General features: G+C 61.9%; 12 protein-coding genes and 1 pseudogene. 9 read left to right on the forward strand and 4 right to left on the reverse strand.

The annotated features are described in order from the left end of the window. Nucleotides 1–95 precede the first annotated feature (95 nt). The 4 genes from B4C31_RS06625 (at nucleotide 96) to B4C31_RS06635 (ending at nucleotide 3,153) form a co-directional block, all read left to right on the forward strand. Entirely contained in the window at nucleotides 96–314 is a 219-nt protein-coding gene (locus tag B4C31_RS06625; RefSeq protein WP_033508835.1) for a phasin family protein, read from the forward strand. 62 nt (nucleotides 315–376) lie between these two features. Then, a complete protein-coding gene (locus B4C31_RS06630) occupies nucleotides 377–2,242 on the forward strand; it encodes an ABC1 kinase family protein (RefSeq protein ID WP_349679133.1) in 1,866 nt (621 codons plus the stop codon). A gap of 23 nt (nucleotides 2,243–2,265) precedes the next feature. Continuing rightward, complete coding sequence (locus B4C31_RS08855; RefSeq protein ID WP_367172072.1) at nucleotides 2,266–2,376, forward strand: LysR family transcriptional regulator; 111 nt, start codon at nucleotides 2,266–2,268, stop codon at nucleotides 2,374–2,376. Nucleotides 2,377–2,379: 3 nt separating this feature from the next. Next, nucleotides 2,380–3,153 carry a LysR family transcriptional regulator gene (locus tag B4C31_RS06635; RefSeq protein WP_291531836.1) on the forward strand — a complete coding sequence of 258 codons (774 nt, stop codon included), beginning with the start codon at nucleotides 2,380–2,382 and terminating at the stop codon, nucleotides 3,151–3,153. 246 nt (nucleotides 3,154–3,399) lie between these two features. Here B4C31_RS06635 and B4C31_RS06640 read toward each other — a convergent pair whose 3' ends face one another. After that, nucleotides 3,400–3,552, reverse strand: a complete 153-nt coding sequence (locus tag B4C31_RS06640; protein ID WP_291531837.1) for a hypothetical protein — start codon at nucleotides 3,550–3,552, stop codon at nucleotides 3,400–3,402. Nucleotides 3,553–3,565: 13 nt separating this feature from the next. On the opposite strand from B4C31_RS06640, the pseudogene B4C31_RS06645 reads away from it, so the two are divergent. Next, nucleotides 3,566–5,566, forward strand: a pseudogene (locus B4C31_RS06645) (glycoside hydrolase family 3 N-terminal domain-containing protein); the annotation flags it as partial. A gap of 287 nt (nucleotides 5,567–5,853) precedes the next feature. Here the strand turns inward: B4C31_RS06645 and B4C31_RS06650 are convergent. Further along, entirely contained in the window at nucleotides 5,854–6,120 is a 267-nt protein-coding gene (locus B4C31_RS06650; RefSeq protein ID WP_051912274.1) for a ribbon-helix-helix protein, CopG family, read from the reverse strand. Then, nucleotides 6,117–6,386 (reverse strand): hypothetical protein, encoded by a 270-nt coding sequence (locus tag B4C31_RS06655; RefSeq protein WP_081883155.1) that lies wholly within the window; start codon nucleotides 6,384–6,386, stop codon nucleotides 6,117–6,119. Before B4C31_RS06655 ends, B4C31_RS06650 begins: the two co-directional genes overlap by 4 nt. A 379-nt stretch (nucleotides 6,387–6,765) precedes the next feature. On the opposite strand from B4C31_RS06655, the gene B4C31_RS06660 reads away from it, so the two are divergent. Beyond that, a complete protein-coding gene (locus B4C31_RS06660) occupies nucleotides 6,766–7,326 on the forward strand; it encodes a GNAT family N-acetyltransferase (protein ID WP_291531839.1) in 561 nt (186 codons plus the stop codon). Between the two features lie 41 nt (nucleotides 7,327–7,367). Further along, a complete protein-coding gene (locus tag B4C31_RS06665; RefSeq protein ID WP_291531840.1) occupies nucleotides 7,368–8,417 on the forward strand; it encodes a glycerophosphodiester phosphodiesterase family protein in 1,050 nt (349 codons plus the stop codon). Nucleotides 8,418–8,607: 190 nt separating this feature from the next. On the opposite strand, the gene B4C31_RS06670 is transcribed toward B4C31_RS06665, so the two are convergent. Continuing rightward, nucleotides 8,608–9,642: a LacI family DNA-binding transcriptional regulator gene (locus tag B4C31_RS06670; protein WP_291531841.1), complete on the reverse strand. Its 1,035-nt coding sequence runs from the start codon at nucleotides 9,640–9,642 to the stop codon at nucleotides 8,608–8,610. A 481-nt stretch (nucleotides 9,643–10,123) separates the two neighbouring features. Between B4C31_RS06670 and B4C31_RS06675 the strand changes: the two genes are divergently transcribed. Together B4C31_RS06675 and B4C31_RS06680 are read left to right on the forward strand one after the other, a co-directional pair. Continuing rightward, entirely contained in the window at nucleotides 10,124–11,446 is a 1,323-nt protein-coding gene (locus tag B4C31_RS06675; RefSeq protein WP_291531842.1) for an ABC transporter substrate-binding protein, read from the forward strand. A 202-nt stretch (nucleotides 11,447–11,648) separates the two neighbouring features. Further along, the gene (locus tag B4C31_RS06680) at nucleotides 11,649–12,575 is read left to right on the forward strand and encodes a carbohydrate ABC transporter permease (protein WP_291531843.1); all 927 of its coding nucleotides are present in this window, start codon (nucleotides 11,649–11,651) and stop codon (nucleotides 12,573–12,575) included. Nucleotides 12,576–12,586 lie beyond the last annotated feature (11 nt).

Below are 12,586 nucleotides of genomic sequence, written 5' to 3' on the forward strand. Positions count from 1 at the left end.
CTGTGCCGTTTTTCGATATCGTCCCTCGAATGTTGAGTCGGCGTGAAGTGCGTGGTGCGGTAGAGTGGAACCACATCCGTTCAAAGGAGGACACGATGGCTGATTTCGATTTCGGTGAAGGCCTGCGCAAGGTGTTTCTGGCGGGCGTCGGCGCCCTGGCCACCACGGTGGAGAAGGGTCAGGAAATCGTTGACGATCTGGTCAAGAAGGGCGAGCTGACCGTTGAGCAGGGCAAGGCCCTGAACACCGAGCTCAAGCGCAAGGCCGAAGAGGTCAAGGAAGAGCACGAGGCCAAGGCCGATCAGGCCGAGTAAGGCTCTTCCACCTATAGCCGTCCGGTGTCGCGCAAGCGCATCGGACGGTTGCTGATGCCGCAATGAGCAACAAATCCCCATCCCCCAAGACCGGTCGGCAGCCATCGGGCGCAACACAGTGGCCTGACGCTTCAGCGTCGAATACGCCGACATCGAATATCTCCACGTCGGATACCGCCGCACCGGACATCTCCACGTCGGACACCCCTACATCGGCGTTTCCATACACGTATGGCCGCCAGTACGCTCCCGGCACCCCCGACGCGGAAGTGGCCGAACTCATCGGCCTGTTCGGCTCCCGCCGCAACGACGCATTCGCCGCGCGGTACCATCTGACACGGCGCAACAAACTCAAACGACTCTGGCAGATCGCCCGCATCGCCAACCAATTCGACGTCATCCACGGCCTGACCCCGGTCAAGATGCGGCTCATGCTGGAGGCGCTCGGCCCCACCTTCGTCAAGGTCGGGCAGATCCTCTCGATGCGCTCCGAGATCCTGCCGCAGGCGTTCTGCGACGAATTGGCGAAACTGCGCGCCGACGCCGACCCGATGCCGTACCAGACCGTCCTGGAGACGCTGTCCTCGGAATACGGACGCCCCATCGGCGAGATCTTCGAGCACATCGACCCCACCCCGCTGGGCTCCGCATCGCTGGCCCAGGTGCATCGGGCCACGCTGCTCACCGGCGAGGACGTGGCCGTCAAGGTGCAACGCCCCGGTGTGCGTGAGACCATGGCCCAGGACGTATCCATCATGCGTTCGATCGCCCGTCTGGCCACCCGGGTCATGCCCAGTGCGCAGGTGGTGGATCTGGGCGGTGTGGTCGAGGAACTCTGGGATACCTTCGAATCCGAGACGGACTTCCTCGTGGAGGCCCGCAATCTGGCCGAGTTCAAACGCTTCTGCCAGCCCTACGTCTATATGGACTGCCCGAAACCCTACATGGATCTGTGCACCGAGCATGTGGTGGTGATGGACTATGTGGAGGGCATCTCCGTCTCGCACCCCGAACAGCTGATCGCCGCCGGATACGACTTGAAGGAGATCGGCACCAAGCTCGTAGACAACTACGCCACCCAGGTGCTCGACGACGGCTTCTTCCACGCCGATCCTCACCCCGGCAACATCATCATCGCCGGCGGACAGATCGTCCTGATCGACCTGGGCATGACCGGCCGGCTCAACGCCAAAACCCGTTCGGTGCTCAAGCAGATGATCTTCGCCGTGGCCAAACAGGACTCGCCGGCGCTCGCCGACGGCCTGCTGCGATTCGCCGGCACTGAGTCCGATGCGTCCGACTATCCGGCGCTGCTGGCCGACCTGGACACCATCGTGGCCGAATACGGCACCGTGGATCTGAAGGACCTGGACCTGGCCTCGTTCGTGACCGCGCTGACCCAGCTGGCACAGCGGCACGGCATCGAGGTGCCGAGCACGGTGACCACGGTGGCCCGCGCGCTGGTCACGCTGGAAGGGCTGCTGGACGAGTTCATCCCCGACGTGAACATGATCGAGATCATCTCGGAGCACATCGCCACGTCGAAGCCCCTGGACCGCGCAGCCGCGGATGAAGTCAAGTCGTTGGGCGTCGAGGCGCATGCGGCGCTGCACGGCCTGCTCGGCGCGCTCTCCGAGACCAAGGTAGCGGCGCGTATGCTCACGCGCGGCCAATTGCGGGTGAACATGGAGCTGGCCGGCGCCGAGGAGCCGATGCGTATGCTCTCCGAGATGGTCAACCGCCTGACGATGGCGCTGATCGTGGTCGGTCTGTATGTGGGCTCGTCGATCGTGTATTTCGCCGGTGTGCCGCCGATTGTGTTCGGCATCCCCGTGGTCGGGTTCATGGGCTACGTGGTGGCGTTCGTGCTGTCCGTGTGGATCGTCTTCGACATCTACTTCAAGGGCCGTCGCTCCAGGAAACGGTAGCGGACCGGATTCGGGGGAATTTCATGGATACCAAGACGTTGCGGTATTTTTTGACGGCTTGCGAACATGGGAGCATTGCGGAAGCCGCAACGGCTTCCGGTGTTTCGCAGTCGAAGCTTTCTCGTCAGGTGTAGGCGTTGGAAGGGGAGCTTGGCGTTGCGTTGTTTGTGCGTGGCAATCGTGGACGTCAACTGTCGTTGACGCGTGACGGACAGCGGTTCCGCCGTCGTGCGCAGGAGATCGTCATGATGGCAGAGCGGGCGGAACGCGAACTGTTGTCCTCCGCGGATGATGTTGCGGGCGATGTGTATATCGGTGCTGCGGAATGCGAAGCGATGAGTGACGTATGCCGTGTGATGGCGACTGTCCGTGAGCGATGCCCGCGCACGATGTTCCATGTTCGATCAGGCAACGGTCCTGATGCGATGGAGTGGTTGCGGCAGGGAGTGGCGGATTTCGCCGTGTTGATTGAACCGGTCGATCTGACGGGGTTTAACCATCTGCAGTTGCCGGTTCGGGACCGTCAATCCGTGATGGTACGCCGGGACCATCCATTGGCCGCCTTGGAGAGTGTGAAACCGGAAGACCTTGCCGGTTTCCCGATTATTGTGCCGAGTGGCTCGCTTGTGCGCAACGAATTCTCTGGTTGGTTGGGCGGGCGGATGGAGCGATTGAATGTGGTGGGCACCTCCAACCTCATTCAGAATGCCGTGATGATGGTGAAGGCCGGTTATGGGTGCTTTATCGGCCTGGGGGATTCACTGCTTGACGTGGGCGGCGAGATATGTTTCCGTCCGTTGAGTCCCCGTATCGATGTGCGTGCCAGCCTGGCATGGATGGAAGACCGGCCGTTGTCGCTTGCCTCGGAAACATTCCTTGCGGCCATGAGACGGAGCGTGGACCTGGCGTAGCGGTGTGTACGCAACCGTATGCAGGTGACATCGATAGCGTATGCGTTTTTTGCATGCAATCGCATGTTGTGAGTCAGTAAATGCAGGTTACCGAATTCGCGATCAAGTGCACGATTCGCCTGTTGTGATGAAACTGTCATCAACAACGGGCAACGGATACCTGTTCCAGGCCAAGCAAGGTAGCGGACGCCGATTTCGAGCCCGTCATATGTACGGAACAGGGATGGAAGAAAAGGACAAGCAATGTTAGGCATCAATATCGATGATGTTCTCGCCGTGATCCAGTCCATCCGACCGCAGCTCATTGCGGTTGTTGTGGCACTGGTACTGGCGATTGCGGTCACCGTTGCGGTGAACCGAAAGACCGTCGTTTCTCAAAACACGCGCAAGCTCGCGCACTCCACCGTATGGGTGGCCGCCGCATCCCGGTCAGGCCGGTTTCACCGCACTCGGCGAGATCCTGAATGGCGAGGTCAATCCCTCCGGCAAGACCTCCGACACGTTCCTCAACGATCTGACTCAGACCCCGACGTGGAACAACTTCGGTCCGAACCAGTACGACAACGTCTCCGAGTTTGAGATCGAATCCGCCCGCGGCCTGCGTTCGCCGAAGTTCGTGAACTACGTGGAGGGCATCTACGTGGGCTACCGGTATTACGAGACCGCGGACGACGAGGGTGTGCTCGACTACGATGCGACGGTGCAGTATTCGTTCGGCTACGGCCTGAGCTACACCAGCTTCGAGCAGGAGATGGGCGAGGTCTCGTACGATCCGTCCTCCGGCACCGTCTCCTTCGACGTGACGGTGACGAACGCCGGCGGCGTTGCGGGCAAGGACGTGGTCGAGGTCTACGTCAACCCGCCGTACGTCAACGGCGGCATCGAGAAGGCGTCGGTGAACCTGGTGGCGTTCGACAAGACCGGGCTGCTGGAACCCGGCGAATCCGAGACGGTCTCGATCGAGTTCGATGACGACGACATGGCCTCCTACGACTACGAGGACGCGCGGGCCTACGTGCTCGAACAGGGCGACTACGTCATCTCGATCAACGCCGGCTCGCACACCGTGATCGACGAGCAGACGGTGACCGTGTCCGAGACCATCACCTACGACACCGAGGACAACACCCACGACGGCGACGCCATCCCCGCCACCAACGTGTTCGACGCGGCCAACGGCGGACTGGAATACCTGAGCCGTGCCGACCATTTCGCCAACACCGACGTCGCGCTCGCCGCTCCGACGAACTATTCGATGTCGGATGAGGACAAGGCGACGTACTACAACCTCGGCAACTACGATCCGACCGAATTCGACGATCCCGACGACGAGATGCCGACCACCGGCGCCGACAACGGCATCCGTCTGGCCGATCTGCGCGGCGTGGACTACGACGACCCGCAGTGGGACGACCTGCTCGACCAGCTGACCGTCGATGAGATGGACAACCTGATCGCCAACGCCGGCTACCAGAACGCGGCCGTCGATTCGATCGGCAAGGTGCGTCTGTCCGACGTGGACGGACCTGCCGCCCTGAAGGATAACTTCACTGGTGTCAGCTCCATCGGTCTGCCCTGCAACGTGGCCATCGCCTGCTCGTGGAACAAGGATCTGGCCCGCGAATTCGGCCAGATGATCGGGCAGATGGCGCGCGAGATCCACGTCTCCGGGTGGTACGCCCCGTCCGTGAACCTCCATCGCTCCCCGTTCGCGGGCCGCAACTTCGAGTACTTCTCGGAGGATCCGCTCCTGACCGGCGAACTGGCCGCCGAGCAGATGCTCGGGGCCGACGAATTCGGCGTCTACTCGTTCACCAAGCACTTCGCGCTGAACGAGCAGGAGAACGAGCGCAACGGCCAGCTGTGCACCTGGTCGAACGAGCAGGCGATCCGCGAGATCTACCTGAAGCCCTTCGAAATCATCGTCAAGGCCGATGGCGACGCCCAGGCCATGATGGGGTCCTACAACTACATCGGCAACACCTACGTCAGCGCCCATGAGGGGCTGAACGAGACAGTTCTGCACGGGGAATGGGGCTTCCGTGGCTTCCTGGAGACCGACTACTTCTCCGGGCCGAACTACAGCTACCAGACCGCCGATCAGGTGATCCGCGCCGGAACCGACGCCATGCTTTCCACTACGGACACCACCAACCACGTCGAGGACCGTTCGGCCACCTCGGTCATCGAGATGCGCCGCGCCGCGCACAACATCCTGTACACCGCGGTGAACAGCTGGGTGTACGAGAACGGCGAGCCGGAGCAGTCGATGCCGGTCTGGCAGGTCGCCATGATCGCTGTCGATGTGGTGCTCGGCCTGCTGTTGGTGGGCCTGGAGGTCGTGGCCGTCCGGCGGTACATGAGCCGGCGTGCGGCGGCTGCGGCCGAGGCCGGCGTCCGAACACAAGCCTGAGAGCTCCCTCCTCCGAGTTCTCGCTCACGGCCGGACCGCCAATCCGGCCCCATTCGGCGGGGTCCTCCGGGCCCCGCCGGGCTCTTTTCCGGCATATACGAAAGGAATGACCATGAGTGACATGAAATATGCGCCGCTGGCGTCGGGCCGATCGGACGCCCCGAGGAGAAGGCGCTGGCGGGCACCTATACGCCCGCGCGATCCGAGTCCACGTCCGAGGCCTGATATCGAGGACATCGCAGGCGGGGCGGCCGGCGATGGGGGTGACAGTGATCACCGGCGACGGGCTATGATTCGAGCTCGTGCGCCAGTGCCTGCCGCACGAACGCGCTGACTCCAAGGTGCTGGCTGCGCGCCTGCTGTTCGACCAGCCGCCAGAGGCTGTCAGGCATCCGGACAGTACGGGGTTTCATCGGCTCGGTGCATGTTTCCCAAGGCCGTCCGGTTACGGGTGTCACGGTACTGTGAGCGAAGCCTTGCTCGGCATCCTCCGCCCACCGTTCCACCATCGCATCGGTGATGACGGTTCCGTTATCAGTGGTATAGCGCGTCATATTCGTCCCCTCCTGATTTGATCGCGAAATGTTTTGGTTGCGTAGTTGGCATGAAATACCAGAATGGTGGTGGCGTCGAGCCGAACAAATACAAGTTCGATTTGTCGGCCGTCGGCATCGAAGCCGATGGATGCCCAGCGCGGAGGATCGCTGTCTCGATCTTGGCTGCGGATTGCCGCGCTGGAACCCCCGGTTTCATAAGCGACGCGAATCTGATCGTCGGTAATGCCATGCTTGTGCGCATGGGGATGGATCAGGATTCGCATACGAAAAGTATAACCTGACGTATTACGGTTAGTATGCCAACGATGATGCCATAGCACGTGTCCCCCTTTTCTTCGTATGGCTTCACGGTAGGGAAGAGACGAGTACGCTGTCCAGCTCGCTGGGGCAATGTGGTCGAACGATTGCGGCTGTCGGGCTGCTGGTGGATATCTTCATCCACATACCCACCGGCAGCCGAAGGGTGATTGCCTGATGTCGAGCCTTTGGTGCCCCTTCGCGCGTAGATCGGCGATTGTCGGTTGTATCCAGAAGCGGCGTTGCTTCCGCGATTCGGGCGCGAAACGGTGTGAGCCGGCCGCACCGCTCCGTAAACGTGGTACTGCCCCCGTATTCCCCGATGCCCCGCGCTACCATGGCGGCATGAAATTGATCAAGGCATGGACTGGCGACCTGGATAGGGCGTACGAGCTGTTCGGCAAATTCCAGGCGGACGAGCATGGGTTCATCAACGATGCGTATGGCCTGAGTCGCGACGAATTCGCCGAATACATGCGCAAGGTCGAGGATATGCACGCCGGCCGCAATCTCCCGGAGGGGTATGTGCCCGCCACCAAGTACATCCTGGTGAACGACAGCGGGGACTATGTGGGCATCTTCAACCTGCGGCACTGTCTCAACGATCGTCTGCGCGAAGGCGCGGGGCATATCGGCTACGGCATCGCGCCCGAGTATCGCGGGTGCGGCTACGCCACCGCCGGACTGCGCATGATCCTCGCGATAGCACTGGCCGAGTACGGCATCAGGGAGGCGTACCTGTCCGTGAACAAGGACAATCCCGCATCGCTCGCCGTGCAGCGGCATCTCGGTGCGCGCATCGACCATGACAACGACACCGAATACTTCACCCGCATCCGGATCGCGGAGCCCGATGCCATGCCGGAACCCTGCCGCGACCCCGGCAAAGACGGGACATGCGGCTAGTCTCGATAGCAGTGGACCATCCGACCCGAGGAAGGATCATCATGGCGGAACGTGGGATGTTCGGTAAGGTGCTGTTGGCCGGCGCGGCTGCGGCGGGCGCCGCGGTGTGGGCGATCGCCCCGCGCAGTTTCTCCGACAAGCGCGACAACTACGTGCCGTCGATCCCGGACGTCTGGTACGCGCATCGCGGTCTGCACGACGCCGGTTCCGGCCTGACCGCGCAGTATGCGGCCGAAAGTGGGGAGTACGTGGCCTTGGCTCGTCGTATGGCGATGAAGGCCGGCTACGGTACGCCCGAATGCGTCGGCCCAATCGCCCCGGAGAACTCCCTGGCCGCGTTCGTCGCCGCCTGCGAGGCCGGGTACGGCATCGAGCTCGACATCCAGCTGACGATGGACGGTCAGGTGGTGGTGGCCCACGACGAGACGCTGATGCGTGTGGCGGGCGATCCGCGCCGCATCTGCGATCTGACCTATGACGAGCTGACCCGGATCCCGCTGTATCCCACGCCGTCGCGCCCCGGCTGCGAGCTGGCCGAACCGGTGCCGAACGCGGTGGAGGCCCCCGGTCTGGTGGTGACCCCGGCCAGGCCGCCGCTGGGGTATTACCAACATGTGCCGCTGTTCTCAGACGTGCTCAAGGTGGTGGCGGGCCGCGTGCCGCTGATCGTGGAATACAAGATCGACGGCAGCGATTGGACGCCGCGTTGTGTGGAGCTGATGGAGAAGGGCGATGCGTTGCTGCAGGCGTATGCGGGTCCGTATGTGGTGGAGTCGTTCCATCCGATGGCGATGCGTTGGTACAGGGAGCATCGTCCGGAGGTGTGCCGCGGCCAGTTGATCGAGCCGCTGCCGTTGGGGCAGACCGACGTGACCTATTGGACCGCGGGTCGGCTGCTGTTCAATTGGCTGTCCCGTCCGGATTTTGTGGCGTGTGATTGGCGCAGCGGCGGTTCCCCGCAGGTGCGCCTGAACCGTGCGCTGGGCGCGGTGCCGGTCTCCTGGACCGTGCGCAGTCGCGACGAGGTGGCCGAATGCGATGCTTGGTTCGACCACCACATCTTCGAGTCGTTCGTCCCCGACGAGCGCTGAGTGTGGCCCCGTATTCCTGTCCGCGTCGTGACTCTGCGACATCGTGACTCTGCGATATCGCGCAGAAATGGCGGAATTCCGCGGTTCTGAGATCATGTGTCACAGTCACGATGCCGCAGAGTCACAAATGGTCCGAGTATGTCGCGGGTTTGGGCGGCGATATTCGGGCGTGTACGTGTTTGAGGCGGGGTCAGCGTAACGGGAGTGTGGAGGCTCGCTGGACCACGCGGCAGGGCACGTATTCGATGCCGTGGTGCAGACGTCCCTGGATAGCGTCGAGCAGGTTGCGGGCGGCGATGTGGCCGATTTCCTCGGTTTGATTGGCGATGCTGGTTAGGGTGGGCATGGATCCGAGGGTGAGCACCTGCCAGTCGTCATGTCCGATGACAGCCACGTCCTGCGGCACGGAGAGGCCTTCCTGCTGTAGCACGGTAAGGCACCCGCGCGCGATCTGGTCGTTCTGGCAGACCACGCCGTCGAAGTCCACGTGTTGGTCGAGCAGTAGCCGTGTGGCGGCGCGTCCCCAGGCTTCCGACCATTCGTTGAACCTGACGGGTCCGGCGGGCTCCAGATTGGCTGAGTGCAGGGCGTCCAGTGCGCCGTGCAGTCGGTCCACCGCCGCATTGAACGTTTCGCTGCCGCCGATGATGGCGATTTTGCGTTTGCCGCAGGACAGCAGGTGTTCGACGGCCAAGCGACCGGCCTGCACATTGTCACAGGTAACGGAGCAATCCTGCGGGTCCTCGCTGGGGGCGTAGGCGTAGACGAGCGGTACGTTGGCGGGTACGCGCAACGGCGGGCGGGGGTTGGTCTCCTGCCCGGCGATGAGGATGCCATCCACGTTGCGGGAGATGAGGAAATCGAGACTGTTGCGTTCGAGTAGGGTGTCGCCGCGCGCGTTGCTTAGCAGCACGGTGTTCGATGAGTTGCCGAGTTCGTCCTCCGCGCCGATCAGGACGGGGATGCTCCATCGGCCGACAAGATCGGAGGTGATGACGCCGATGGAGTTGGTTTTGCCGGTGGCCAGGGACTGGGCGAAGGTGTTGGGCGCGTAATCCAGCCGTTTGGCGATTTCGATGACCTTGGCCCTGGTGGCGTCGCTGACGCGAGGCTGGTTATTCAGGGCCTTTGAGGCTGTGGCGAGTGAGACGCCGGCCTCCGCAGCCACGTCGGCGAGGGTAATCTTGCGATGGATGCGTGTCTCCTCCAGCGTTTCGTCCTTCATTGGCGAATCCTTTTCCAAGCGAAAACTGTTGACCTCCATTGTACGGCAGAAAAACGGAATGCGAAAAGATTTTCGCACGGGGGGTGCTCAAGGAATGTAAGATGTGGAAAAAATAAGAAAATACTTTCGTAATGCATAATTTCTATTTCGCATGTGTATGGATTCTCAACGTTGCGTGAGTGTTGTTTGAGAACGTTTTGTGGATTGTGAGCGGGTTCCCTGGTGGGGGATGCAGTAATTTCCGGCGTTCTTGCGTCAACTGCCTGTGAAGGTGTTTGTGAGTGTGTTTGATTTTGGGGGTGTGGCAATATTGCGAAAGCGATTTTGCAAAAAAAGAAAAAAGGGCGTATAGTGAGAAAAGCCTTTCGCGATAACCGAAGACACGCGCAGCGGCGTGCCGGGTGTCGCGGACGGCGGAATGGCGGAACTTCCGCCTCCGTCTCTCACTGTTGAGCGGTAACTACAAGAGAAAGAAGCGAACATGGTGTCTTTCAATAAGGTGACGAGAACGCTTGCCGGCATCGCAGCCGCCGCGCTCCTGGTGCCGCTGGCCGCCTGCGGTGGCGGCAACGGCGGCAACGCTGCAGCCCCAGCCGACATTCCCGCCGAAGGCACGGATGACGGCACCGAGATCACCCTGTGGACCCGTTCCCCGCTGGAGCGTCAGGCCCAGGCCGTGGTCGAGGCATACAACGCCAGTCATGAGAACCAGGTCAAGCTGGAGATCATCCCGAACGACGACATGGAAGGCCGAGTCGGCGGTGCCTCGCAGACCGACTCCCTGCCTGACATCTTGGCCGGCGACGTCGTGCGCATTCCGTACTGGGCTTCCGAAGGTATCTTTGCCGACATCACCGAGCAGATCGACGGCCTGGATAATCTTGACGACCTGCAGCAGGGCCATATCGAGGCGGGCACCGTGGACGGTGCCAAGTACACGCTGCCGTTCATCACCGACGTCTCCGTGTGGGTGTGGAACAAGGACCTGTACGAGCAGGCTGGTCTCGATCCGGAGCATGGCCCGACCGATATCGCGTCCTTCACCGAGCAGGCCAAGGCCGTGGCCGCGCTCGGCCAGGACGGCGTGGCCGGTTCCTACCTGGCCGGTCAGTCCGGTGGCGCCCTCGCCTTCAATCTGTTCCCCTCCTCGTGGGCTGATGGCGAGAGCGTCATGAACGAGGACGGCACTGAAGCCTTCCTGGACAACGACTCCTTTAAGGCCGTGCTGGATTCCTACCGTGAGCTCGCCAACACTGAGAACGGCCTGGGTGCGGGCTCCAAGGAGGAGACCGGCGCCACCTGGACCGCGCCGTTCGCCAACGGTGTCATCGGCGTCATGCCCTACCCGAACACCTCGCTCAACGACATCTTCGATGCCGAGGCCTCGGGCGGCTTCGAGGTCGGTGTGACCCCGATCGCCGGCACCTCGGGCAACACCTCCACCTTCCTGGGTGGTGACGCGATGGGCATCTCCAAGGACTGCAAGAACGTGGCCCAGGCCTGGAACTTCCTGCACTGGCTGATGCAGTCCGATACGCAGGCCGAGGTCTTCGCCGCCAACGGCTACACCGCGTCGAACATCGAGACGCTGAAGACCGCTTACGAGGATGCCGATCCGCGCATCCAGACCATCAACTCCACCATCATCGACGGCAACGGCCAGACTCCGAAGTCGGCCGCCTTCAACGAGGCCTTCAACGCCGCCGGTTCCCCCTATCAGCTGCTGATCCAGAACTACGTCTGGGGTGCTGGCGACAGCCTTGAGGCTGACAACCAGGCCGTCACCGACGTGCTGGCCCAGTGACTCGAACCGGTCGGCCCGTATGGGCCGGCCGGTCCTCCGGACTTCTTCCGTTCTCCTTTCCTTGGCGCCGCTGCCGTGCGGCGGCGCCGCTTCCTTTTCCGCCCTGAAGTGTGTCATGGACGGCCTGATTGTTGGTAATCGGGACGTCAATGAGGGATTTCATTGGCGAATCCCGAGCAATCAATCATGATGAGGAGAGAATATGACTAGTGTCTCCAAACATGCCCCGTCGCCGGCGGCGAGGAAGTCGAAAGCCAAGGCTGATGCGACTCGACGGGGCCTGCTGTACGCATTACCTGATTGGGTGATGATTGTTGCGTTGTTCTTCGTACCCATCGTGTTGCTGGTCGTCATGGCCTGCTCCCGCTGGAGTCTGATGGGCGGCAACCGCGGCTGGAACTTCCCTGAGAACTTCATCGAGGTGTTCAGCCATCCGTTGCTGGGACAGTCCATTGTGTTCACGCTGGAATACACGGTCATCGTCACGATCTTCCTGCTGGTGCTGGGTTTGGGGCTGGCGTTGATCGTGCAGGAATCCAGTAGGTGGAACAACGTGCTGCGTACCTGCTTCCTGTTGCCGAGCGCCACCGGCCTGGCCTCCGCCTCCCTGCTGTTCTATGCGTTGTACTCCCCGCAGGTTGGCCCGGTGACCAAAATCCTGAGCTTCTTCGGGCTGATTGAGGACGGCGGCTCGGTGCTTGCCACCGGTCAGTCCGCGCTGTGGGCCACGATCATCGTGATCGTCTGGCGTTTCTCCGGCTATTACATGCTGCTGATGATGATCGGCCTGCAGTCCATCCCGGGCGAGTTGTACGAGGCGGCCCGCATGGACGGTGCCAGCACTTGGCGCATCTTCCGCTCGGTCACCCTGCCACTGATGAAGCCGACGATCGTGATGTGTCTGGTCTACTGCGTCACCGGTTCGATCCTGGCTTTCGACCAGTTCTTCATCCTGACCAAGGGCGGTCCGAACAACGCCACGATGACCGTGGTGGAGCTCATCTACAACTTCGCCTTCGATTCCAAGAAGGACCTCGGCATGGCCGCGGCGCTCTCACTGATCGTGCTCGTGGCCCTAGTCATCATCAACTCCATCCAGATGCGCGGCATGCGCGACAACACCAAGTAAGGAGGAACGGA

The organism is Bifidobacterium sp. UBA4282, from assembly GCF_002394995.1.
Lineage (GTDB): Bacteria > Actinomycetota > Actinomycetes > Actinomycetales > Bifidobacteriaceae > Bifidobacterium > Bifidobacterium pullorum_B.